This is a genomic window from Salmonella sp. 32120201201600049SM (assembly GCF_017572835.1).
Lineage (GTDB): Bacteria > Pseudomonadota > Gammaproteobacteria > Enterobacterales > Enterobacteriaceae > Salmonella > Salmonella enterica.
Map to the genome: position 1 here is coordinate 103,901 of NZ_JAGESA010000011.1, position 25,011 is coordinate 128,911.

The 25,011-nt window shown below is 52.1% G+C and carries 22 protein-coding genes; 17 read left to right on the top strand and 5 right to left on the bottom strand.

Annotated elements, in window-relative coordinates:
• Window positions 1–119 precede the first annotated feature (119 nt).
• From J4650_RS18770 to J4650_RS18780, 3 genes are read left to right on the top strand one after another with little or no spacing between them, the layout of a single operon-like run.
• Entirely contained in the window at window positions 120–950 is an 831-nt protein-coding gene (locus J4650_RS18770; RefSeq protein ID WP_000524311.1) for a MetQ/NlpA family ABC transporter substrate-binding protein, read from the top strand.
• A gap of 36 nt (window positions 951–986) precedes the next feature.
• Window positions 987–2,003 (top strand): virulence-associated ABC transporter ATP-binding protein SfbB, encoded by a 1,017-nt coding sequence (gene sfbB / locus J4650_RS18775; protein WP_023993888.1) that lies wholly within the window; start codon window positions 987–989, stop codon window positions 2,001–2,003.
• The gene (locus J4650_RS18780) at window positions 1,996–2,655 is read left to right on the top strand and encodes a methionine ABC transporter permease (protein WP_000342247.1); all 660 of its coding nucleotides are present in this window, start codon (window positions 1,996–1,998) and stop codon (window positions 2,653–2,655) included. The genes sfbB and J4650_RS18780 overlap by 8 nt, the downstream gene beginning before the upstream one ends.
• 38 nt (window positions 2,656–2,693) lie before the next feature.
• Here the strand turns inward: J4650_RS18780 and mnmH are convergent, their stop codons facing one another.
• Both mnmH and allS read right to left on the bottom strand, forming a co-directional pair.
• Window positions 2,694–3,788: a tRNA 2-selenouridine(34) synthase MnmH gene (gene mnmH / locus J4650_RS18785; RefSeq protein ID WP_001154077.1), complete on the bottom strand. Its 1,095-nt coding sequence runs from the start codon at window positions 3,786–3,788 to the stop codon at window positions 2,694–2,696.
• 69 nt (window positions 3,789–3,857) lie between these two features.
• On the bottom strand, window positions 3,858–4,784 hold the full coding sequence (gene allS / locus J4650_RS18790) for an HTH-type transcriptional activator AllS (protein ID WP_000460169.1): 927 nt from the start codon (window positions 4,782–4,784) through the stop codon (window positions 3,858–3,860).
• A 226-nt stretch (window positions 4,785–5,010) separates the two neighbouring features.
• Between allS and allA the strand changes: the two genes are divergently transcribed.
• The 10 genes from allA to glxK all read left to right on the top strand — a co-directional run bounded on the left by allA (window position 5,011) and on the right by glxK (window position 16,855).
• A complete protein-coding gene (gene allA / locus J4650_RS18795; RefSeq protein WP_000764659.1) occupies window positions 5,011–5,493 on the top strand; it encodes an ureidoglycolate lyase in 483 nt (160 codons plus the stop codon).
• Between the two features lie 78 nt (window positions 5,494–5,571).
• Window positions 5,572–6,390, top strand: coding sequence for an HTH-type transcriptional repressor AllR (gene allR / locus J4650_RS18800; protein WP_000141265.1), 819 nt, complete (start codon window positions 5,572–5,574; stop codon window positions 6,388–6,390).
• An 84-nt stretch (window positions 6,391–6,474) separates the two neighbouring features.
• Window positions 6,475–8,265: a glyoxylate carboligase gene (gcl, locus tag J4650_RS18805; RefSeq protein WP_023993887.1), complete on the top strand. Its 1,791-nt coding sequence runs from the start codon at window positions 6,475–6,477 to the stop codon at window positions 8,263–8,265.
• A gap of 3 nt (window positions 8,266–8,268) precedes the next feature.
• Complete coding sequence (hyi, locus tag J4650_RS18810; RefSeq protein ID WP_000943591.1) at window positions 8,269–9,045, top strand: hydroxypyruvate isomerase; 777 nt, start codon at window positions 8,269–8,271, stop codon at window positions 9,043–9,045.
• 100 nt (window positions 9,046–9,145) lie between these two features.
• A complete protein-coding gene (glxR, locus tag J4650_RS18815) occupies window positions 9,146–10,024 on the top strand; it encodes a 2-hydroxy-3-oxopropionate reductase (protein ID WP_000765815.1) in 879 nt (292 codons plus the stop codon).
• A 65-nt stretch (window positions 10,025–10,089) separates the two neighbouring features.
• Entirely contained in the window at window positions 10,090–11,337 is a 1,248-nt protein-coding gene (locus tag J4650_RS18820) for an MFS transporter (RefSeq protein WP_023993886.1), read from the top strand.
• Window positions 11,338–11,432: 95 nt separating this feature from the next.
• Window positions 11,433–12,887 (top strand): putative allantoin permease, encoded by a 1,455-nt coding sequence (locus tag J4650_RS18825; protein WP_000401059.1) that lies wholly within the window; start codon window positions 11,433–11,435, stop codon window positions 12,885–12,887.
• A 78-nt stretch (window positions 12,888–12,965) separates the two neighbouring features.
• Entirely contained in the window at window positions 12,966–14,327 is a 1,362-nt protein-coding gene (allB, locus tag J4650_RS18830) for an allantoinase AllB (protein ID WP_000006865.1), read from the top strand.
• 58 nt (window positions 14,328–14,385) lie between these two features.
• Complete coding sequence (locus J4650_RS18835; protein ID WP_000484506.1) at window positions 14,386–15,684, top strand: uracil/xanthine transporter; 1,299 nt, start codon at window positions 14,386–14,388, stop codon at window positions 15,682–15,684.
• Window positions 15,685–15,706: 22 nt separating this feature from the next.
• The gene (glxK, locus tag J4650_RS18840; RefSeq protein WP_023993885.1) at window positions 15,707–16,855 is read left to right on the top strand and encodes a glycerate 3-kinase; all 1,149 of its coding nucleotides are present in this window, start codon (window positions 15,707–15,709) and stop codon (window positions 16,853–16,855) included.
• Window positions 16,856–16,934: 79 nt separating this feature from the next.
• Here glxK and allE read toward each other — a convergent pair whose 3' ends face one another.
• The 3 genes from allE to allD are packed head-to-tail and all read right to left on the bottom strand — an operon-like array spanning window position 16,935 to window position 20,037.
• Window positions 16,935–17,720 (bottom strand): (S)-ureidoglycine aminohydrolase, encoded by a 786-nt coding sequence (gene allE / locus J4650_RS18845; RefSeq protein WP_000540981.1) that lies wholly within the window; start codon window positions 17,718–17,720, stop codon window positions 16,935–16,937.
• Between the two features lie 10 nt (window positions 17,721–17,730).
• Window positions 17,731–18,966, bottom strand: coding sequence for an allantoate deiminase (allC, locus tag J4650_RS18850; protein ID WP_023993884.1), 1,236 nt, complete (start codon window positions 18,964–18,966; stop codon window positions 17,731–17,733).
• Between the two features lie 21 nt (window positions 18,967–18,987).
• Complete coding sequence (allD, locus tag J4650_RS18855; RefSeq protein WP_023993883.1) at window positions 18,988–20,037, bottom strand: ureidoglycolate dehydrogenase; 1,050 nt, start codon at window positions 20,035–20,037, stop codon at window positions 18,988–18,990.
• A gap of 315 nt (window positions 20,038–20,352) precedes the next feature.
• Here allD and J4650_RS18860 point away from each other — a divergent pair, with 315 nt between their 5' ends.
• Genes J4650_RS18860 through J4650_RS18875 form a run of 4 tightly spaced genes read left to right on the top strand, consistent with a single transcriptional unit; the run spans window position 20,353 to window position 25,004 of the window.
• Window positions 20,353–22,017, top strand: coding sequence for an acyl-CoA synthetase FdrA (locus J4650_RS18860; protein ID WP_023993882.1), 1,665 nt, complete (start codon window positions 20,353–20,355; stop codon window positions 22,015–22,017).
• A gap of 9 nt (window positions 22,018–22,026) precedes the next feature.
• Entirely contained in the window at window positions 22,027–23,286 is a 1,260-nt protein-coding gene (locus tag J4650_RS18865; protein WP_000495330.1) for a DUF1116 domain-containing protein, read from the top strand.
• A gap of 11 nt (window positions 23,287–23,297) precedes the next feature.
• Complete coding sequence (locus J4650_RS18870) at window positions 23,298–24,107, top strand: DUF2877 domain-containing protein (RefSeq protein WP_000821193.1); 810 nt, start codon at window positions 23,298–23,300, stop codon at window positions 24,105–24,107.
• A gap of 3 nt (window positions 24,108–24,110) precedes the next feature.
• Entirely contained in the window at window positions 24,111–25,004 is an 894-nt protein-coding gene (locus J4650_RS18875) for a carbamate kinase (RefSeq protein ID WP_021000026.1), read from the top strand.
• Window positions 25,005–25,011 lie beyond the last annotated feature (7 nt).

Below are 25,011 nucleotides of genomic sequence, written 5' to 3' on the forward strand. Positions count from 1 at the left end.
AAGGACAGCAGGCTGTGATCTGTGTCATGTTAAGAAATAGCCTTTCGTTTGGGCCAAAACAGACGATGCCGCATGAACGGCATCCGGCACAGCATCACACTATTTAAAATGGAGAAATTATGGGATTGCGTCAGAGTTTACGCATTGCGGCCAGCACGCTATTACTGGCCTGCGGATTACAGTTTGCCCATGCCGATGGTTCCCCGCAAACGATCGTATTTGGCGTCGCGCCAGGGCCGTATGGCGACATGGTGAAGCAGGCGATTGCGCCGACATTAAAAGAAAAAGGGTATAAGGTCGTGGTGCGCGAGTTTAGCGACTATGTCCAGCCCAATATGGCGTTAGCTAACGGCAGCATCGACGCCAACCTCTTTCAACATACCCTCTATTTTGACAAATTCACCGCTGACAAAGGGCTGAAGCTCAGCAAACTTATTGTGGTACCGACCGCCGGGATGGGCTTCTATTCACGTAAAATCAACAGTCTGGATGCGCTTAAAAAAGGGGACATTATTACCCTCTCCAACGATCCGACCAACCTGGCGCGCGGCCTTCGCTTCCTGCAATCGTTGGGGCTTATCACGATTAAGGACAATATCGATCCGACCAAAGCCTCTGAACGAGATATCGCCAGCAATCCAAAAGGACTGGTTTTCAAACCGCTGGAAGCCGCACAGCTACCGCGCACGCTGGATGGCGTGACCGGCGCGCTGGTTAACGGGAACTTTGCGGTGGCGGCAGGACTGGATCTCTCCAGCGCGATTAAGCAGGAACACCTGGATGAGAATCTGAAAAATATCATTGCGGTACGCAGTGAAGATGCCGATAAGCCGTTTGCCAAAGATATTGTCGAGGCGGTGAAATCGCCGGCTTATCGCGCGGTCATCGACGATCCAAAGAATATTTATAGCGCCTTCCAGAAACCGGAATGGATGACCGCGACACCCTGATCGCAGCGGTAGCCATCCCCAATTTCTGAGGTGAATATGATTGAAATAGAAAAAGTCTGCGTCGATTTTACCGCCGGTCGCGGTACCCCCACGCGCGCGGTGGATGATGTGAGCCTGCATATCGCCGCGGGCGAGATTTTTGGCATTGTCGGTACCAGCGGCGCAGGAAAAAGCACTCTGCTGCGTACCCTGAACGCCTTAACGCGTCCCAGCCAGGGGCGCGTCAACGTCAACGGCGTGGAAATTTCGGCGCTGGACGGAAAAGCGTTACGCCAGGCGCGGCAGCGTATTGGTATGATTTTCCAGCATTTTAACTTAATGCATACCCGGACAGTGGCGCAAAACGTTGCGTTTAGCCTGAAAGCGGCTGGCTGGGAACGCAGCAAAATCGCGCCGCGGGTGGCGGAAATTTTAACGCTGGTGGGCCTTGCCGATAAAGCGAACCGTTTCCCGGTACAGCTCAGCGGCGGGCAAAAACAGCGGGTGGGGATAGCCCGCGCCATCGCTAACCATCCGGATGTTTTGCTGTGTGATGAACCGACTTCCGCGCTGGATCTGGAAACTTCCGCCACGATTCTGGCCCTGCTCAGACAGATCAACGCACAGCTCGGGATTACTATTGTGCTGATCACCCATGAAATGAACGTGATCAAATCTATTTGCGATCGCGTGGCGGTGATGTCGGGCGGTAAGGTTGTGGAATCGGGCGAGGTGTTTGATGTGTTTGCCCACCCGCAACACGCTTTCACACAGCAACTGGTGTCTCATACCCTTAATTTGACCCTGCCGGAACGTTTACGGGAACACCTGCCCGGGCAGTTGCTGAAAATTTTGTTTATCGGCGATTCGGCGGAGCAGCCGGTACTGTCGGAGGTGGCGATCAAGTTTGGCGTCGCGGTCAATATCCTGCATGGCAAGATTGAATATATCGGCGAACGCGCGTTGGGCATTCTGGTGGTGCAATTAATCGCGCCGCATAATCCAACGGCGGTGGCCGCCGCCGTGGAGCATATCCGTCAACGTACCGCACAGGTGGAGGTGATCCGTGGATGATTTATTGCCGGATTTAACGCTGGCGTTCAATGAAACTTTCCAGATGTTGAGTATTTCAACGGTGCTGGCGATTCTTGGCGGTCTACCGCTCGGTTTTCTGATTTTTGTCACCGATCGTCATCTGTTCTGGCAGAACCGTTTTATTTATCTCGTCGCCTCGGTTCTGGTGAATATTATCCGCTCGGTGCCATTTGTTATTTTACTGGTGCTGTTACTGCCGCTAACGCAGCTTTTGCTGGGCAATACGATAGGCCCGATTGCAGCCTCCGTCCCGCTGTCGGTGGCCGCAATCGCGTTTTATGCACGCCTGGTAGATAGCGCGCTCCGTGAAGTCGATAAAGGGATTATTGAGGCGGCGCTGGCATTCGGCGCTAGTCCGATGCGTATTATCTGTACCGTACTGTTGCCGGAAGCCAGCGCAGGGCTGCTGCGCGGCCTGACGATTACATTGGTAAGCTTAATCGGCTACTCGGCGATGGCCGGGATTGTCGGCGGCGGCGGGGTAGGCGACCTGGCGATTCGCTATGGCTACTACCGTTACGAAACCGAAGTGATGGTTGTTACCGTAGTGGCGCTGATTGTGCTGGTTCAGGTCGTTCAGATGCTGGGCGACTGGCTGGCAAAACGTGCCGACAAGCGCGACAGACACTAAGCCGGCTCAATGTAGCGTCAGCCGGCAATAAAAGTAAGCTATTGCGCTTTTAGCCAGTTGGCAACGTCTTGCCATGGGCCGCGAAAAACGATATTCGCGGCTTTTTTCTCCAGTTGATAGCGATACATTGGGTCGTAATATTCGTTAAGTAGCGGAACCAGCCATGCCATATGGCCGTCGGTGCTGCCGCTGGATAATTGCTCTGCCAGCGCCCTATCCAGCGTGTCCGTCAGTTCGGCAAAGCGTTGCAACCCCAGACGGCGGCGAATAGCGAACAGTCCATGATGAAGATATTCACTATACGCCTGCCAACCGGCTTCATCGCCGTAGGCGTGGGTGAAGTCGTGATGCATACGGATGAAATACTCTTCACGCAGTCGTTCCAGACGAAGCGCAAACGGATCTTCCACTACCGCAATGGGGGCCTGCGCCATTCTTTCGCGTAAACACTCAGGCAGATGGTTGGCGCCGATCGTTCGCCCTTCATCTTCCAGTACCCACCTTTTTAGCGTCTGACGCGCGTTAATTTTCAGCAATTCAACGGCAAGTTTGTTTTCAAAACTGGCCTGGCTGAGCTGGGGGTTCAGCGTGCGGCCAAAAGAGGAGCCGCGATGACGCGCGAGACCTTCCAGATCCACGCCGTTGGGCTGTTGTCGCACCAGTTGCGTTTTGCCGCTGCCCGTACAGCCGCCAATTAAAAGTATCGGTTTTTGCGCCAGTTGCCAGGTCGCCTGAATTGCTGTCTGGCGCAGCGCTTTATAGCCGCCTTCAATAAGCGGGCAGTCAATCCCTGTTTCTTGCAGCCAACGTTGTACGATATGTGACCGCTGACCGCCGCGCGCGCAGCACAGATACCCGTTGGGGAAACGTTGATACGCGGCTTTCCAGGCCTCAAGCCGCTGCTGGCGAATGTCGCCGCAAACCAGCCGATGCCCCAACGCTAACGCCGCATCCGCGCCCTGACGTTTGTAGCAGGTGCCGACGGCGGCTCGCTCGTCATCCATCATCAATGGCAGGTTGATAGCGCCCGGCATGGCACCCTGTTCAAACTCAATCGGCGCGCGTACATCAATTAAAGGCGTATCGGCAAGGAGGAGCGCGCGATAGTCCTGTGCTTTTTGTCTGTCTTGCATAACGTAAAACGTAACCTTAAATCATCCTTTGCGCTATTTTACGCGCCAATTCGCAAAGTGGCTTGATTTTTAACAGCGTACGGTATTGAAAATGGATAAAAAACCGGCTATTTCGGGTTGCCGTTGGGTAAATAATTTCACAATGTCTTCTACCGCTTTGCCTCCGCCAAATTTATGCCAGGCGAGGCTTAACGGTGAGGGCGGACGCATCGTAGGGATGGTACAGCTTACCAGTTCGTTTTTGTCGATCAGCGTTTGACAAAGCGGCTGCGGGACAAAACCGATACCGACGCCTGCCAGATGAGCGGCGATTTTGGTTTCCATATCAGGCACGATAATTTCCTTCTGCCCCGGAAGGCGCCAGGCTACCCGCTTGGTCAGCGTACGTGCGCTGTCTTCGATATTAATTGCCGGGAAACGGCGCAACTGCGCTTCTGTTAGAGGCCCGCTGACGTGAGCTAAAGGATGATCCGCGGACATCACAAAACGCCATTGTACGGAACCTAAAGGGTCGAGCATAAAGGTATTAGCCAACGGCTCGGTGCCAGTTACGCCAATCGCCAGCGAAAAACCTTCATACAGGAGCGAATCCCAGACGCCCATATAAATTTGCCGGGAAAAGTGAAACTGGGTGAAAGGGTAACGCGCATTAAGCCACGATAAGAGACTGGCGACCGCTTGCGGGCTATAGAGCAGGTTATTCACCACAATATTGACCTGACGCTCTACGCCGTCGTTAACCTGGCGTAGCTCGTCAGGCATGCTGTCCAGCCACGCAAGCCAGTCTTTTGCCTGAGAGAGAAGGTGAGAGCCCGCCGCCGTCAACGAGACGCTTCGCGTTGTGCGAAAGAACAGCCCTACGCCGGTATTTTCCTCCAGCAGTTTGATGCGGTAGCTAATGGTTGCCGTGGTTTTACACAGACGCTCCGCCGCTTTGGAGAAACTCCCCGTTTCGGCAACGCTGATAAAGGTACGCAGTGTTTCCGGGTCAAACATCGTCAGACGCCTCCTTACGATCCTGATAAAACCAGAATTGTTTTCCTATGATTTTTAAGTAGTTTTACATAATAGCCATGTTTGATTTGTGGTCTAAATCTACTTTTGGAAAAATATTCCAACTTTTATGTTGATGTTAAATCCCGAAGGTTTTAGATTGCATGGTATTGAAACCGGACAGAGTCCAAACCGCGGTTAAACGGAATCGAGCTACAAGGGAAAAATAATGAAACTTGAGGTATTACCGTTAGATCAGAAGACGTTCAGCGCTTATGGCGATGTTATTGAGACGCAGGAACGTGACTTTTTTCATATAAACAACGGGTTAGTTGAGCGATATCACGACCTGGCGAAGGTTGAAGTTCTGGAGCAGGATCGCACGCTGATCAGTATTAACAGGGCGCAACCGGCCGCGATGCCTATTGTGGTACATGAACTGGAACGTCATCCTTTAGGTACGCAGGCGTTTGTGCCGATGAACGGCGAGGCTTTTGTCGTTATTGTCGCGCTCGGCGATGATAAACCCGATCTCTCCACGCTGCGGGCGTTTATTAGCAATGGACGGCAGGGCGTCAATTATCACCGTAATGTATGGCATCACCCGCTGTTTGCGTGGCAGACGGTTACCGATTTTCTGACGGTGGATCGCGGTGGCAGCGATAACTGTGATGTTGAAAGTATCCCGACACATGAACTCTGTTTTGCGTGACGCTATTGGCCTTCTTGCATAAGATGAACATATTGTTCATTGTTTATGCTCATATTTTGGGCCGGAGTTAACGTAAATATGACGGAAGTAAGACGACGCGGCAGGCCAGGACAGGCAGAGCCGACTGCGCAGAAAGGCGCTCAGGCGCTGGAGAGGGGCATAGCGATATTGCAATATCTCGAAAGAAGCGGCGGCAGTTCATCAGTTAGCGATATTTCCGGCAGCCTGGATTTACCGCTTTCTACGACGTTTCGCCTGTTAAAGGTACTGCAAGCGGCTGATTTTGTGTACCAGGATAGCCAGCTTGGCTGGTGGCATATTGGTTTAGGCGTATTTAATGTGGGCTCTGCGTATATTCATAATCGCGATGTCCTCTCGGTGGCCGGACCCTTTATGCACCGACTTATGCTGCTTTCTGGCGAGACGGTCAACGTAGCGATTCGCAACGGTAATGAAGCGGTGTTAATCGGTCAAAAGGAGTGCAAATCGATGGTCAGAATGTGCGCGCCCTTAGGGAGTCGTCTGCCGTTACATGCTTCCGGCGCCGGAAAAGCGCTGCTTTACCCGCTCACCGAAGAAGAGCTGGTGGGGATCGTCGTCAATACCGGTTTGCGGCGGTTTACGCCGACCACTCTGGTGGATTTACCTATCCTGCTTAAAAATCTGGAGCAGGCGCGTGAACAGGGCTACACCGTCGACCAGGAAGAACATGTTGTCGGGCTGAATTGTATCGCCTCCGCTATCTATGACGATGCGGGCAGCGTGGTCGCCGCTATCTCGATATCGGGACCGGCTTCCCGGCTGACGGAAGATCGCTTTATCAGCCAGGGTGAACTGGTACGGGATACCGCGAAAGACATCAGTACGGCGCTTGGGCTAAAACCCCCTGTAGCCTGAGCCGCATCCCGCTCGCTGGAGCGGGACTTTTTTAAAATTTTTAAAAGTTGGAAACTTTTTCCAATAAAAAGAGGTAGCAATAAAATGGCAAAAATGAGAGCCGTGGATGCGGCAATGTATGTGCTGGAAAAAGAAGGTATCACCACAGCATTCGGCGTTCCTGGGGCTGCAATCAACCCCTTCTATTCTGCAATGCGTAAGCATGGAGGCATTCGCCATATACTGGCGCGTCATGTGGAAGGCGCTTCGCATATGGCTGAGGGCTACACACGTGCGGCGGCAGGTAATATTGGGGTCTGCCTGGGCACTTCCGGCCCGGCGGGAACCGACATGATCACCGCGCTCTATTCCGCTTCTGCCGACTCCATCCCGATTTTATGCATTACCGGCCAGGCGCCACGAGCGCGTCTGCACAAGGAAGATTTCCAGGCAGTCGATATTGAAGCGATTGCAAAACCAGTCAGCAAGATGGCAGTGACGGTTCGTGAGGCGGCGCTGGTGCCGCGCGTATTACAACAGGCTTTTCATCTGATGCGCTCAGGCCGCCCAGGTCCTGTGCTGGTTGATTTACCGTTTGATGTCCAGGTTGCGGAGATCGAATTCGATCCGGATATGTATGAGCCGCTGCCGGTATATAAGCCAGCCGCCAGCCGCGTACAGATTGAAAAGGCGCTGGAGATGCTGATTCAGTCCGAGCGTCCGGTAATTGTCGCGGGCGGCGGGGTTATTAACGCCGACGCCGCGCCACTGCTGCAGCAGTTTGCCGAACTGACCAGCGTACCGGTGATCCCTACTCTGATGGGCTGGGGCTGTATCCCGGACGATCACCCCTTAATGGCGGGGATGGTCGGCCTGCAAACGGCGCATCGCTACGGCAACGCCACTCTGCTGGCATCTGATATGGTTTTTGGCATCGGTAACCGTTTCGCCAACCGTCATACGGGGTCCGTTGAGAAATATACTCAGGGGCGAAAAATCATCCATATCGATATTGAACCGACGCAAATTGGCCGCGTGTTGTGCCCGGATCTGGGCATCGTTTCGGACGCCAAAGCGGCGCTAACGTTGCTGATCGATGTCGCGCAGGAGATGCAAAAGGCGGGGCGTTTGCCATGCCGGAAGACCTGGGTGGACGAATGCCAGCAGCGTAAACGGACTTTGCTGCGTAAAACTCACTTTGACAACGTGCCAGTGAAGCCGCAGCGCGTCTATGAAGAGATGAACAAAGCCTTTGGTCGCGATGTGTGCTATGTCACCACCATTGGATTGTCGCAAATCGCGGCAGCGCAGATGCTGCATGTGTTTAAAGACAGACACTGGATCAACTGCGGCCAGGCGGGGCCTCTTGGCTGGACAATCCCGGCGGCATTAGGGGTTTGTGCTGCCGATCCGCAACGCAATGTGGTGGCGATTTCCGGCGATTTCGACTTCCAGTTCCTGATTGAAGAGTTAGCCGTCGGCGCGCAGTTTAACATCCCGTATATCCATGTGCTGGTTAACAACGCTTATCTTGGTCTGATTCGCCAGTCGCAACGCGCATTTGACATGGACTATTGCGTGCAGCTCGCCTTTGAAAATATCAATTCCAGCGAAGTGAATGGCTATGGCGTTGACCATGTAAAAGTGGCAGAAGGGTTAGGCTGTAAAGCAATTCGTGTCTTTAAACCGGAAGATATTGCGCCTGCATTTGAACAAGCTAAAGCGCTGATGGCGCAATATCGCGTTCCGGTGGTGGTGGAAGTCATTCTGGAACGCGTAACCAATATTTCCATGGGCAGCGAACTGGATAACGTAACCGAGTTTGAAGAAGTTGCGGATAGTGCGAAAGATGCGCCAACAGAAACCTGTTTTATGAAATATGAGTCAGGGAGGTAATCGATGTTACGTTTCTCTGCCAATCTTTCTATGCTGTTTACGGAATATGATTTCCTGGAACGCTTTGATAAAGCGGCGTTGTCGGGATTTCGCGGCGTGGAATTCATGTTTCCCTACGATAACGACATCGAAGTGTTAAAACGTAAGCTCAGGGATAATAATCTGGAACATACGTTACATAATTTACCGGCTGGCGACTGGGCGGCTGGCGAACGTGGAATTGCCTGTATTCCTGGGCGCGAAGAAGAGTTTCGCGATGGCGTAGCGGCCGCAATCCGCTATGCACGTGCGTTAGGCAATAAGAAAATAAATTGTCTGGTGGGTAAAACGCCGTCAGGATTCTCCGCAACGGAGATCCACGACACGTTGGTCGAAAACCTGCGCTATGCGGCAAATATGCTGGCGAAAGAAGACATTTTATTACTTATCGAACCTATTAATCACTTTGATATGCCGGGGTTCCATCTCACCGGCACTCAACAGGCGTTAGCATTAATTAAGGATATCGGCAGCGATAATATCAAAATTCAGTATGATATTTATCACATGCAACGCATGGAAGGGGAATTAACGCAAACCATGACGGCATGGGCCGATAAAATAGGCCATTTACAGATTGCTGATAACCCGCGTCGCGGCGAGCCGGGGACCGGGGAAATTAATTATGACTTTATTTTTAATGTCATTAAACAGTCTGGTTATGATGGCTGGGTTGGCTGTGAATATAAACCACTGACTACCACGGAAGCGGGATTATCGTGGATTAATCAGTACCGTTAAAACGCAGAATAATTCGGGCAGCGCTTTTTTTTCCACTGTGTTGGAAAGGGATTGTGTTGCCTGAATCTGGAAACACCGAAAGCAATAAAAGAGGTTGTATATGAAACTGGGATTTATTGGCCTGGGAATTATGGGCTCGCCAATGGCTATCAATTTGGCACGCGCCGGTCATCAATTACACGTTACGACTATTGGTCCGGTCGCGGACGAACTGCTCTCGCTGGGGGCGGTAAATGTTGAGACTGCACGTCAGGTAACTGAATTTGCAGACATTATCTTCATAATGGTGCCGGATACGCCGCAGGTTGAAGAGGTGTTATTTGGCGAACACGGTTGCGCCAAAACATCGCTTCAGGGAAAAACCATCGTCGATATGAGTTCTATTTCTCCTATCGAAACCAAACGTTTTGCCCAGCGCGTTAATGAAATGGGCGCTGATTACCTGGATGCCCCGGTTTCCGGGGGAGAAATCGGGGCGCGTGAAGGCACTCTGTCGATTATGGTCGGCGGCGAGCAGAAAGTCTTTGACCGCGTTAAACCGCTCTTTGACATCCTGGGAAAAAATATCACCCTGGTGGGCGGCAATGGGGATGGGCAAACCTGTAAGGTGGCTAACCAAATTATTGTTGCGCTGAATATTGAAGCGGTTTCTGAAGCCTTAGTGTTTGCTTCAAAAGCAGGCGCCGATCCGGTACGCGTGCGCCAGGCGTTAATGGGCGGGTTCGCCTCTTCACGCATTCTGGAAGTTCACGGCGAGCGGATGATCAACCGGACGTTCGAGCCTGGTTTCAAAATCGCGCTTCATCAGAAAGACCTTAATCTTGCATTGCAAAGCGCAAAAGCGCTGGCGCTGAATTTACCGAATACGGCGACCTGCCAGGAATTATTCAATACCTGTGCGGCAAATGGCGGGAGCCAGCTTGATCATTCGGCAATGGTACAGGCGCTGGAATTAATGGCCAATCATAAATTGTCCTAATTATGTGTATCGCTGCGGCTGCAGCGATACCTGTTCACAAGGAACACTCTGTAAAGGTGAAGAACATGAGTGAAACTAAAAAATCCGGAATTGATTACTGGAAACAAATTGTTGTCGTAATGAGTCTGGGCTGGGTAGCGATTTGGATCTATCGCACCGTGCTTACGCCAATTTATCCAGAAATTCAGGCATCTTTAGACAATGTAAGTAATGCTGAAATAGGCGCCATTGCAAGTTTTTACTTTTTTGCTTACTGCAGTATGCAAATCCCTTGCGGAATATTGGTCGATAAATTCGGTCAAAAAATCATGCTGATGGCCGGATTTACGCTTTTTATTATTGGTACACTCTGTATCGCGAAAGCCAATGGCCTGACCATGATCTATATAGGGTCGCTAATGGCAGGCGGAGGATGCGCTTCTTTCTTTAGCTCGGCTTATTCACTCTCTTCGGCAAACGTGCCGCAGGCCCGTCGGGCATTAGCCAATGCGATTATCAACAGCGGGTCGGCTATAGGGATGGGGATTGGCTTAATCGGTTCCAGCGTATTAGTAAAAAACATGAGCATGGCCTGGCAGAATGTACTGTATATCGTGGCCGCGATATTAGTAATCATGCTGTGCGTTTTTACGCTGGTCATTCGTGGTAAAGCCAAAAGCGACTCTGCGCAAGCGGAAAAGCAAACCCAAACCGTTACGGAAGATGAGAAACGCGCGCCTTTATTCTCTGGTTTATTGTGTAGCGTTTACTTCCTCTATTTCTGTACCTGCTACGGTTATTATTTGATAGTGACCTGGCTGCCCTCTTATCTACAGACTGAAAGAGGATTTGATGGCGGAGCTATCGGGCTGGCATCAGCGCTGGTGGCGGTAGTTGGCGTACCGGGGGCGTTATTTTTTAGCCATCTGTCAGATAAATTTCGTAACAGTAAAGTTAAGGTTATTCTCGGTCTGGAAATTGTGGCAGCAGCAATGTTGGCGTTTACGGTTTTGTCCCCGAATACCACGATGCTGATGGTCAGCCTGACGCTATACGGCTTGCTGGGGAAAATGGCGGTAGACCCGATCCTGATCTCCTTTGTATCTGAACAGGCTTCGGCAAAAAGTCTGGGAAGAGCTTTCAGCCTTTTTAACTTCTTTGGCATGAGTTCAGCGGTTGTCGCCCCAACGTTGACCGGATTTATTTCGGATGTAACGGGGTCGAAAGAGATCAGTTTTGTGATTTCAGCATGTTTAGTGGTCACCGGAACGCTGATCTTTGCTGTCGTCACTTTATATAAAAAGAAAGCAACGCAACGTATTGCTTCAGCTTAAAAATAATTATATCTACTAATTCTTTATTTTATATTTATTTGTTCCTCATAGCTAAACCCATAACAACGTTATCCGATGCGTGAAAAGAGGGATTTATGGAACATCAAAGAGAGCTATACCAGCAGCGCGGTTATAGCGAAGACTTATTACCTAAAACAGAAACCCAACGAAACTGGAAGGCATTTAACTATTTCACCTTATGGATGGGATCTGTACATAATGTGCCAAATTACGTTATGGTCGGCGGTTTTTTTATACTGGGGCTATCAACATTTAATATCATGTTGGCCATTATTATCAGCGCATTATTTATTGCGGCGGCGATGGTAATGAATGGCGCGGCAGGCAGCAAATATGGCGTTCCTTTTGCTATGATATTGCGAGGTTCTTACGGCGTCCGCGGCGCGCTATTCCCTGGATTATTGCGAGGGGGAATCGCGGCAATTATGTGGTTCGGCTTACAGTGTTACGCGGGATCGCTGGCATTTCTTATTTTGATTGGGAAGATCTGGCCAGGATTTCTGACATTAGGCGGAGATTTCAAGCTGCTGGGTCTTTCACTGCCAGGACTAATTACTTTTCTAATTTTTTGGATTATTAACGTTGGCATCGGTTTTGGCGGTGGTAAAGTATTAAATAAATTTACCGCTATTCTCAATCCATGTATTTACATTGTCTTTGGCGGCATGGCTATTTGGGCAATATCGCTGGTCGGCATTGGCCCGATTCTGGACTATCTGCCTTCAGGCGTGCAAAAAGCAGAGCACAGCGGCTTTCTGTTCCTGGTGGTGATTAACGCCGTAGTCGCCGTCTGGGCTGCGCCAGCAGTGAGTGCGTCCGATTTCACGCAAAACGCGCATTCATTTCGCGCTCAGGCATTGGGACAAACACTGGGGCTTATCGTAGCGTATATATTATTCGCCGTAGCCAGCGTGTGCATTATTGCCGGAGCCAGTATTCATTATGGTATGGATACCTGGAACGTGCTGGATATTGTGCAGCGCTGGGACAGCCTGTTTGCTTCATTCTTTGCGGTGCTGGTGATTCTGATGACGACAATTTCAACCAACGCCACCGGTAATATTATACCTGCGGGGTATCAAATTGCGGCGCTTGCCCCGACAAAGCTTAACTATAAAAATGGCGTAATGATTGCCAGTATTATCAGTCTACTGATTTGCCCATGGAAATTAATGGAGAATCAGGACAGTATTTATCTGTTCCTCGATATTATCGGCGGTATGCTTGGCCCGGTAATCGGCGTAATGTTAGCTCATTATTTTGTGGTAATGCGTGGAAAAATTAATCTTGATGAGCTGTACACCGCCAGCGGTGATTACAAATATTATGATAATGGATTTAACCTGACTGCATTTTCAGTCACCCTGGTCGCAGTTATTCTGTCATTAGGCGGCAAGTTTATACCATTTTTGGAGCCTTTATCCCGCGTGTCCTGGTTTGTAGGCGTAATAGTTGCGTTCGTTGCTTATGCGCTATTGAAGAAACGCACGGGTTTTGAAAATACAGGAGAGAAAAAACTCGCAGGTTAAATATTGAAAAAGCATTAAGCGTATTTAATGAAGTGTGCGCTATTTAAAAACTATCTGTATCCATACAAGGAGTTTGTTATGTCTTTTGATTTAATTATTAAGAACGGTACTGTCATCTTAGAAAACGAAGCGAGAGTTATCGATATCGCCGTCCAGGGCGGAAAAATCGCCGCGATTGGCGAGAACCTGGGGGAAGCGAAAAATGTGCTGGATGCGACGGGATTGATCGTTTCGCCGGGCATGGTTGACGCGCATACCCACATTTCTGAACCGGGCCGTACCCACTGGGAAGGCTATGAAACCGGTACCCGCGCGGCGGCGAAAGGCGGTATTACCACGATGATTGAGATGCCGCTCAATCAGCTGCCGGCGACGGTCGATCGTGAGACGATTGAACTCAAGTTTGACGCGGCAAAAGGTAAATTGACCATCGACGCCGCGCAGTTGGGCGGTTTGGTTTCTTATAACCTGGATCGGCTTCATGAGCTGGACGAAGTGGGCGTTGTCGGCTTCAAGTGCTTTGTCGCCACCTGCGGCGATCGTGGCATCGATAATGATTTTCGCGACGTTAATGACTGGCAGTTTTACAAAGGCGCGCAAAAATTGGGGGAAATGGACCAGACGGTACTGGTACATTGCGAAAATGCTCTGATTTGCGATGAGCTGGGCGAGGAAGCTAAACGCGAAGGTCGCGTAACGGCGCATGATTATGTCGCCTCACGTCCGGTATTTACTGAAGTGGAAGCCATTCGTCGCGTGCTGTATCTGGCGAAAGCGGCAGGTTGCCGTCTGCACGTTTGCCATATCAGCAGCCCGGAGGGGGTAGAGGAAGTAACGCGCGCGCGTCAGGAAGGCCAGGATGTCACCTGTGAATCGTGCCCGCACTATTTTGTCCTCGATACCGATCAGTTCGAAGAGATTGGCACCCTGGCAAAATGTTCTCCGCCAATTCGCGACCAGGAAAACCAGAAAGGGATGTGGGAAAAACTGTTTAACGGCGAAATCGACTGCCTGGTATCCGACCACTCTCCATGCCCTCCGGAAATGAAAGCAGGCAATATCATGCAAGCATGGGGCGGAATTGCCGGACTGCAAAACTGCATGGACGTCATGTTTGATGAAGCGGTGCAAAAACGCGGTATGTCGTTGCCGATGTTTGGCAAATTAATGGCGACCAACGCCGCCGATATTTTTGGTCTGAAACATAAAGGACGTATTGCCCCCGGCAAAGATGCTGACCTGGTCTTTATTCAGCCTGACAGCAGCTATGTTCTGAAAAATGAAGATCTGGAATATCGCCATAAAGTCAGTCCGTATGTTGGCCGTACTATTGGCGCGCGTATTACCAAAACGATTTTGCGCGGCGATGTTATTTATGACATCGAGCATGGCTTCCCTGTGCCGCCAAAAGGTCAGTTTATCCTTAAACATCAGCAGTAATCCGGTGTGATTTAATGCCCGTCGTCACGACGGGCATTCTCTATTTTAAGGTGTGGATATGTTCCCTGTTATTAACCGCGAAAGTGTATTGTCCGGCTTTCAGTGGTTTTTCTTTATTTTCTGTAACACGGTTGTGGTTCCCCCTACCTTGCTGTCCGCTTTTCATCTTCCCGCTGATAACTTGTTAATGCTCACACAATACGCTTTTTTGACCACCGCGTTGGCCTGCCTGGTTCAGGCATTTTGCGGCCATCGCCGTGCCATTATGGAAGGGCCGACAGGACTGTGGTGGGGCGCTATTCTTACGATTACGCTTGGCGAGGCGTCTCGCGGCACGCCGCTGAACGATATCGCCTCCAGCCTGTCGGTCGGGATCGCGATCTCCGCGATGGTGACGATATTTATCGGCATTAGCGGCTTAGGACACCGTCTGGCTCGCCTGTTTACGCCGGCGGTGATGGTTTTTTTCATGCTGCTTTTGGGCGCGCAGCTGACCTCAATATTTTTTAAAGGCATGCTGGGGCTGCCTTTTGGCATTGCCGATACCAGCGCCAGAATCAAATTGGCCCCCTTTGGGTTGGCGGTCGCGGTGATGTGTTTTATCCTCGCGATGATTATTTTCCTGCAACAGCGTATCTCCCGTTACGCGTTACTGGTAGGGACCGTGGTCGGGTGGGGGCTATGGCGGTTATGCTTTCCTTCATCACACTTACCGCCGGGTGAATTAAGCTGGCGATGGTTTCCGCTGGGCAGCCACGGCACGCTGATGCCGGGTATTATTGTGACGGCGGTGATGACGGGGTTAGTCAACATCAGCAACACTTACGGCGCCATCCGCGGTACCGATATCTTTTATCCGCATCAAGGGTCGGGCAGTTCTCGTTATCGCCGAAGCTTTATGATTTCCGGACTGATGACGTTAGTGACTGTGCCTTTCGCGGTCGTGCCTTTTTCGCCTTTTGTGTCTTCCATTGGTTTATTAACGCAAACCGGCGACAGTTCTCGCAAATCTTTTATCTGCGGTAGCGCGCTGTGTCTGCTGGTTGCCATTATAACGCCGTTAACCCGCTTATTTTGCGCTATTCCACTGGCGATCAGCAGCGCCGTTATGCTGGTCTCTTATTTACCTTTACTTTATTCCGGTTTGGTTTTTAGCCAGCAAATTACGTTTACCGCGCGGAATATTTATCGCCTGGCATTACCGCTTTTTGTCGGCATTTTTTTGATGGGGCTTCCTCCGGTCTATTTACAGGATCTTCCACTGATGATTCGTCCTCTGCTTAGCAACGGATTACTGGTGGGAATCTTACTGGCAGTGCTTATGGAAAATCTTATTCCGTGGGAACGCATTAAATAACGTGAGAAAAAAAGGAGACATGATGAAGATTGTAATTGCGCCAGATTCATTTAAAGAGAGCTTAAGCGCTGATAAATGCTGTCAGGCTATTAAAGCGGGATTTTCAACCGTATTTCCTGATGCGCGCTATGTCTGTTTACCGATCGCCGATGGTGGAGAAGGAACCGTGGATGCGATGGTGGCTGCGACCGGCGGGAAACGGGTTTCTGTGGACGTTAGCGGGCCGATGGGGGAAAAAGTAAACGGATTTTATGGCCTGACCGGCGACGGCAAAACGGCGATTATTGAAATGGCGGCGGCGAGCGGATTGATGCTGGTGGCGCCCGAGGCGCGTAATCCGCTGCTGGCATCCAGTTTCGGCACCGGCGAATTGATTCGTCACGCCCTGGACGCGGGGATTCGCCATATTATTCTGGGTATCGGCGGCAGCGCCACGGTGGATGGCGGAATGGGAGTAGCGCAGGCGCTCGGTGTGCGTTTTCTGGACGCGCAGGGAACGCCGCTTGGCGCCGGAGGGGGCAATTTATCGCGCCTGGCGAGCATTGACCTGCAGGGGTGCGATCCGCGAATTTCAGCGTGTCGTATTGAGGTCGCCTGTGATGTTGATAACCCGTTAGTGGGGCCACGCGGCGCGGCGGCGGTATTCGGTCCGCAGAAAGGGGCGACGCCTGAAATGGTTGAGACGCTGGAAAATGGATTACGTAATTATGCCCGTGTTTTACATGCCCTGACCGGACGCGACATGTCTCAAATACCGGGCGGTGGAGCGGCCGGAGGAATGGGGATTGCTGCTATCGTCTTCCTGGAAGCGGAAATGAAGCCCGGTATTGAGATTGTTATGCAGGCGGTGAAGCTGGAGGAGGCGGTAAAAGAGGCCTCGCTGGTGATTACCGGAGAAGGGCGAATCGACTCGCAAACGGCGGGAGGAAAAGCGCCGATAGGCGTTGCGTCAGTGGCGAAACGGCATCACGTCCCGGTTATCGGCATTGCCGGCGTACTGGGCGACGGCGTGGAAGTGGTCCATCGCCACGGTATTGATGCGGTATTCAGTATTTTGCCGCGGCTGGCGCCTTTGCCGGAAGTTCTGGCGAACGGTGAACAAAATCTCTACCACAGCGCCTGTAATATTGCCCGCGTCATCAAACTTGGCCAGGACATCGGGACTCGTTAAGCATAAAAAAAGCCACGGTTCTCACCGTGGCAAAATCCAACATAGCTAAATTAAAAATAATCAGGAGGGCTGTCCGCCGTTAAATCATAACGTCGCGGTTACAGTCTTTGGAGTAGATGTAGCTGAATGCTTCGCCACGACCTACACCGTATCCGGCCTGCAGGGAATAAGCGCCCATGAAGATGTAGTCGCCTTTTTTCACCGGCACCCAGTTGTTGTCGAGGTTATAAACTCCCTGGCCGGAAAGGATATAAGCGCCATGTTCCTGGACGTGGGTTTCAATATAGCCGTGGCTGGCGCCCGGTTCGAACGACAGAATATGCATATTCATATCGAAGCCCAGCTCTTTAGGCAGGAAATCCAGCAGAATAACATCTTCCATGCCTTCATAATGAATACGCTCCAGCTGGCTGGCATTGCCGGAAACCAACCACGGGGCATGCCCCTCGACAGGAGTATAGCGGCGTTTATATAAAAATAGCTGGCTGTCTTCCGTTTGAGCGTTGCTAAAGGTCATCATCTCGCCCGGTGGACAATAGAGGTATCCGCCCTGGGTTAAAGAGAATGTTTTTCCTTCTGCTTTAGCTTCAATATTTCCCGCAATGACATAGAGAAAAGTTTCAATCCCCTCGCCGCCAAAGCCCTGCTGGTTGCCGCCATTCTGATGTAAGGTGACCAGATAATCGACGAAAGAAGCACCCAGCTTCGGCGTCGAAAGGATGGTGACGTCACAGTTTTCAAAGCCGGGAATAATATTTTTCACCAGACCGTCCGGCGTTAAGAGCGCATAGTTACCGTGTTTCACAATGGCGCGGTTCGCCAGTAAATCATCGCGGTAACCCGTGACGTTATTCAGATATCCCATTGATGGCTCCTTATTTTTGCCAGGCAAGTTGATGCAGCATTAATGCCAGAGTTTTGACCCCTTCAGCAAGGTCATTAATGTTGGTACGTTCCGCCGGGTTATGGCTGATACCATTAATGCTGGGGACGAAAATCATACAGGTAGGGACGCGCGGCGCGAAAATTTGCGCGTCATGACCTGCGCCGCTATGCATTATGCGATAGTTCAGTTGTTCGGTTTCACACAGCCTGGTGAGGGCCGCGACCAGTTCGGCGTTCATCGGCACCGGCGCTTCGTCCATCCACAAATCGATATCGATGCTGATATCCATTTCATCGCAGATGGCGCGCATATCGTTTTCCAACTGTTCGGTAAATTCGCGAAGTACCGCGGCGTCCGTATGCCGGCAATCGATTGTAAATGTGGTTTTTCCAGAGACAACATTGACCGTATTCGGCTGCGGCTCAACTTTGCCGAACGTTAATACCAGGGGATCGCCATGCTGTTTGGCTTTTTCAATGGACTGACTGCAAATACGACTGAAGGCATGCACCGTATCGCGACGATAGCCCATTGGCGTTGTGCCTGCATGGTTGGACTCGCCGTTGAGCGTCACCGTGTAGCGACGTTGCCCGACGATGGCGTTGACGACGCCAATCGACTGTCCGTTGCTCTCCAGAACGCAGCCTTGCTCAATATGCAATTCAACAAAGGCGCGGATATCGGTTCGCGCAGCGAGCGGCGCGGCGGGAAGGGTAAATCCGCACGCCTGCATAGCGTCGACAAAGCCTGTGCCTTTGGCGTCCTGGATATGGCGTACCTCTTCAGGATTCGCCAGGCCAAAAATGTTCTTGCTGCCCCAAAAAACGTAAGGGAAACGGCTGCCTTCTTCCTCAGCCATTGATACTACCTCGACGGTGCGCAGCGGCGCGCCGTAGGTCGCTTTTAGCCAGTCGAGCGCCAGCCAGGCGGCAAGCGCGCCGAATTGCCCGTCCAGATTGCCGCCGTTGACGACCGTATCAATATGCGAACCGCTTAAAATCACCTGCTCCGGAAATTGTGTGCCGCAAAGGCGGCCATATAAATTTCCGACGTCATCAAAGCGTGTTTCCAGACCGCTTTCTGCCATTCGCTTTTTAAACTGCTGCTGTGTTTCCAGCCACTCAGGCGAATAAAGTAAACGCGTCATTCCGCCCGTAGGATCGGCTCCAATGGAAGAGAGCCAGGGCAATGTTTCTTCTATCGCGTGGCGAAAATGCTTTATCATAGAAAATTCCTGTTTCAATAATTATTGGGCAAAGGGATTTTTTGTTTCGTATGACTTGAGATAGAGGGCATCGGAAATCAGATATTGATAAATATCATCAACAATATCGATACCATTCATATCGGCATTTTTCTGTTTAATATCCTGATCCTGTCCAGGATAATAAACCTGTTTAAAACCGGGGGCGGGCTTCACGGCATTGAGTTCCTGCATGGTCTGACTAATATGTTTGCGGAATAATTCACAGGAAGAAAAGAACGCCGGATTAATGACCAGATGAAGTTGTCCTAAATTGCGTCCGGCGTGTAAATCTTCATACATCGAACTGACCTGGCGGCCAAACGGCAGCCCCAGCAGAATACCGGACAGAATATCGATCATCATCATCAGGCCGTAACCTTTCGGGCCTGCGGCGGGTAATAACGCATTGACGGCAAAAGGATCCTGTGTCGGCGCGCCGTTTTTATCAACGGCCCAACTCTCCGGAATGGACTCATTGCGGGACCGTGCATCGAGGACTTTTCCCCAGGCCTGCACGGTGGTGGCCATATCAAAGGTAATGATGTCATCGCCTTCGCCCGGCGCGGCAAAGGCCAGCGGATTAGTGCCATAGTAAATATCCGCCCCGCCAAACGGCACGACCATAGGATCGGACTGACAGATAGACAGACCAATCAGGCCTTCGCGAGCAGCCTGGCGGACGAAATAAGAGATGGCGCCGCTATGGCCCATTCTGCTAATGCCGACAACCGCGACGCCATTTTTTTTGGCTATTTCAATAGCATGCTCCATTCCCATTTTGGCTGCGACCTGTCCGGCAGCATTATCGGCATGCAGTATCGCCGTACAGGGACCGGTATTCTCAATGCGGAACATCGGCTCCCGGTTGGTGCCGCCTTTTGAAATTCGTTCGGCATAATATTCAACGCGTACGGCGCCATGTGAGTGAATACCTCTGGCATCTGCATAAACCAGTACGTCGGCGACGATGGCGGCGTGCTCACGTTTTAGTCCGGCTTTATAAAGCTTATTTTCGATAAGCTGATGGAGTGTTTCCCGACTGATTTTCATCTGTCTTCCTTTTTAACGACGGTGTGAAGCATGACTGCGATTAACATACCGGGAAAATAAAATGATTATGTGATCCAGACAGGCAAAAAAATATAATTAGAATTTATTTGATAATCAGGCGGGTTTTATCTTTTTGCTTAAATAAAAAGCTTTTTTAGAAAATCATAACTAATCCTTTAGCCGTTGTTTGAATTCTTTTGTTAATAAATTTGATGTGACGTTAATCACTCTATTTACCCTCCCGGATATATACCGTGAAGCGCACATTAACACTGCTCGTGCAATTGCAATGGGTGCAATTATTAAGGAGTTGTTATGATCCACGCCTTTATTAAAAAAGGGTGTTTTCAGGACTCTGTCAGCTTAATGATTATTTCTCGAAAGCTGAGTGAGTCCGAAAATGTTGATGATGTATCGGTAATGATGGGAACGCCTGCGAATAAGTCGCTGCTGGAAACTACCGGTTTCTGGCATGACGATTTTCATGGCGCTACGCCCAATGACATTTGCGTGGCGATTCGTACCGAAGCGGTAGATGACGGCATTACGCAGGTGATTGTGCAACAGCTCGAAGAAGCATTGCAGCAGTTGGCGCAGGGAAGCAGCGGCAGCCAGTCGTTAATCCAGGTCAGACGCTGGGAAAGCGCCTGTCAGAAACTGCCAGAGGCGAATCTGGCGCTGGTATCGGTGGCCGGCGAATATGCGGCGGAACTGGCAGAGCAGGCGCTGGATCGTTCGTTGAACGTGATGATCTTCTCCGATAATGTCACGCTGGACGATGAAATCAGACTAAAACGCCGGGCGCGTGATAAAGGACTGCTGGTCATGGGGCCGGATTGCGGCACTGCTATGATCGCCAATACGCCGCTGGCTTTCGCTAACATCATGCCAGAGGGCAACATCGGGGTGATTGGCGCTTCCGGCACCGGTATTCAGGAGCTCTGTTCACAGATTGCGCTGGCGGGGGAAGGGATTACCCATGCCATCGGGCTTGGCGGACGCGATTTGAGCGCCGAGGTCGGCGGGATCAGCGCGCTAACGGCACTGGACATACTCAGCGCGGATGAAAAGAGCCAGGTGCTGGCCTTTGTCTCCAAACCGCCTGCCGATGCGGTTCGTCAGCATATTATCGCGGCGATGAAAGCCACCGGGAAACCCGTTGTAGCGCTGTTCTTAGGGTTTTCCTCCCCCGTTGCGCGTGAGGAAAACGTCTGGTTTGCCTCGACGCTGGATGAAGCCGCCCGACTGGCATGTTTATTGTCTCGCGTGACGTCGCAGCGTAAAGACATGGTTTCAACAGGCGGCGTGATTCGTGGCCTCTATACCGGCGGAACGCTGGCGGCGGAAGCGGCGGGGCTGCTGGCCGGCTATCTGGGCGTCGCGGCGGATACGGAACATCACCATGGCATGATGCTTGACGCTGACGGCCACCAGATTATCGATCTGGGCGATGACTTTTATACCGTTGGGCGACCACATCCGATGATTGACCCGGCGTTACGTAATCAGCTTATCGCCGGGCTTGGCGCACAGCCGCAGGTACGCGTGTTATTAGTGGACGTCGTTATTGGTTTTGGCGCGACCGCCGATCCCGCCGCATCGCTGATTCAGGCCTGGCAGAAGGCATGCGCCGCACGCGCCGGCGACCAGCCGCTGTTCGCCATCGCAACCGTCACCGGAACGGAACGCGATCCTCAGTGCCGCTCGCAACAAATCGCCGCGCTCGAAGATGCCGGCATCACGGTAGTGGATTCTCTTCCCGAAGCCACTCTGTTGGCCGCGGAACTGATTCGACCCACTCTCTCTTCCACTCATCCAACAGCTCCCCGGTTACTGGAAGCGGTAGCGGTGATTAATGCCGGGTTACGTAGCTTCGCGCTGGATTTACAGGCTGCCGGTATGCCCGTGGTGCACTACCAGTGGGCGCCTGTCGCTGGCGGTAATAAAAAACTGGCTCGTCTGTTAGAACGTTTGCAATAAGGGGTTCCCATGTTTACATCAGTGGCGCAAGCCAACGCTGCAGTCATCGAACAAATTCGTCGCGCACGTCCGCACTGGCTGGATGTGAAGCCAGCTTCTTCATTAATTAGCGTGCTCAATCAGGGGAAAACGCTTCTTCATGCCGGGCCGCCGATGCGTTGGCAAGAGATGACCGGCCCGATGAAAGGCGCCTGTATCGGCGCATGCCTGTTTGAAGGATGGGCCAAAGATGAAATGAGCGCGCTCGCGCTGTTAGAGCAGGGAAAGGTCAACTTTATTCCCTGCCATCACGTTAACGCCGTGGGGCCGATGGGCGGTATTACGTCAGCCAGTATGCCGATGCTGGTCGTGGAAAATATCACCGACGGCAATCGCGCGTACTGCAATCTCAACGAAGGGATCGGCAAAGTGATGCGTTTCGGCGCCTATGGCGAGGATGTTCAGCAACGTTTGCGCTGGATGCGTGATGTGCTGATGCCGGTATTAAGCGCGGCGCTGGGACGTCTGGAGCGGGGGCTCGACCTGACCGCAATGATGGCGCAGGGCATTACGATGGGAGATGAATTCCACCAGCGCAATATCGCTTCTTCCGCATTGCTGATGCGCACGTTGGCGCCGCATATCGCCCGTCTGGAACATGATAAGCAGCAGATAGCGGAAGTGATGGATTTTCTGAGCGTCACCGATCAATTCTTCCTTAATCTGGCGATGGCCTACTGTAAAGCCGCCATGGACGCGGGCGCGCAGATTCGCGCCGGCAGTATTGTGACGGCGATGACCCGTAATGGCGATATGTTTGGCATTCGGGTTAGCGGTCTGGGCGACCGTTGGTTCACCGCGCCTGTTAATACGCCGCAGGGGCTATTTTTTACCGGTTTTTCGCAGGATCAGGCCAACCCGGACATGGGCGACAGCGCCATTACTGAAACGTTTGGTATTGGCGGCGCTGCGATGATTGCCGCGCCTGGCGTAACGCGTTTTGTCGGTGCCGGGGGAATGGAAGCGGCGAAATCTGTTTCTGAAGAGATGGCTGAAATTTATCTCGAACGCAACATGCAGCTACAAATCCCCGGCTGGGATTTTCAGGGGGCCTGTCTGGGACTGGATATCCGCCGCGTGGTCGAGACCGGAATTACGCCGCTGATTAACACGGGTATCGCGCATAAAGAGGCGGGGATTGGCCAGATTGGCGCGGGAACCGTCCGTGCGCCGCTGGCCTGTTTCGAGCAGGCGCTGGAAGCGCTGGCGGAAAGCATGGGCGTAAGTTAAGAGAGCGTCTCATGAAACGTATCCATCCTCTTATGGCAAGCCGACAATCGGCGGATTATCGGCAACCCTGGCAGATGTCAGGGGTATGGCGTCGCTCTATTAATTTTGTGGCGAAAAGCGGTGAGTTATTAACGCTTCACCGTCGGGGGAGCGGCTTCAGTCCGGGAGGGTGGATACTGCGCGGCGGCGATTTTGACGCATTGCGCGATGTGCTCACCGATGGCGAAAAACCGCAGTCAACCGCTGCCGGTATTCAGATTGGCGAGTTTCTTTTATGCGAGCCGGAGAGGCGCTGTTCGCTGCGGGTTCCACGCTATCTTGCGTCGCCGCGTCTTAACGCGACGTACATGCAGCGTAGTGAGGAGACGGGACTGTTTGGGCCGTTAACCGTCGCCGCAGCTCAGCCTCTATGTCCGGAACTTCGCCAGTTTTGTCACTGCTTTCAGTCGGCGCTTGCAGGTGCTGCGACTGACTGGCGGCTATGGCTGGGTAAAGGGCCGGGCTTAACGCCCAGTCATGACGACACGCTGACGGGAATGTTGCTGGCGGCCTGGTATTTTGGCGCCATAGATGAACGCGTCGGGCGTAATTTTTTTGCCCAATCCGGCAGCCTTGATCGGGCGACGACGCTCGTGAGCGTCAGCTATTTACGCTATGCGGCTATGGGTTATTTCGCGTCGCCTTTACTCCACTTTATTCATGCGCTGCGACGAGATGCTCGCACAGAAACGGCGATTGACGGACTGCTGGCGCTGGGGCACACCTCGGGCGCGGATACGCTGCTGGGGTTCTGGCTTGGACAACAAATAGTAAAAGGATAGGGAATGAAAACGTTGGTAGTTGCTCTTGGCGGCAACGCATTATTGCAGCGCGGAGAAGCGCTAACGGCAGAGAATCAATATCGCAATATTGCTGACGCGGTGCCCGCGCTGGCGCGACTTGCCCGCTCGTATCGGCTGGCGATAGTACATGGCAACGGCCCTCAGGTCGGCCTGTTGGCTTTACAGAACCTTGCCTGGAAAGCCGTTGAGCCTTATCCGCTGGATGTGCTGGTAGCGGAGAGTCAGGGCATGATCGGCTATATGCTGGCGCAGCGTCTGGCGCTTGAACCCGATATGCCGCCGGTGACTACAGTATTAACGCGGATAAAGGTATCGGCGGACGATCCTGCTTTTCTTGAACCGGAAAAGTTTATTGGTCCCGTTTATTCGCCAGAAGAGCAAATGTCGCTGGAAGCGACTTATGGCTGGCATATGAAACGTGATGGAAAATATCTGCGCCGTGTCGTCGCTTCCCCGGCGCCGCGTCAGATTATCGAAAGCGCCGCTATTGAGTTATTGCTAAAAGAGGGCCATGTGGTGATTTGCAGCGGCGGTGGCGGGGTACCTGTTGCCGGCGAGGGCGAAGGGGTCGAGGCGGTGATAGATAAAGACCTGGCGGCGGCATTGTTGGCGGAGCAGATAGCGGCCGATGGTCTGATCATTTTGACGGATGCGGATGCGGTGTATGAACATTGGGGAACGCCGCAGCAGCGCGCTATTCGTCAGGCTTCACCCGATGAGCTGGCGCCGTTTGCTAAAGCCGATGGCGCGATGGGGCCGAAGGTGACCGCGGTAAGCGGGTATGTGAAGCGGTGCGGAAAGCCGGCATGGATTGGCGCATTGTCGCGTATTGACGATACCCTGGCGGGCAGAGCGGGAACCTGCATCTGTCTGTGATCGCGAC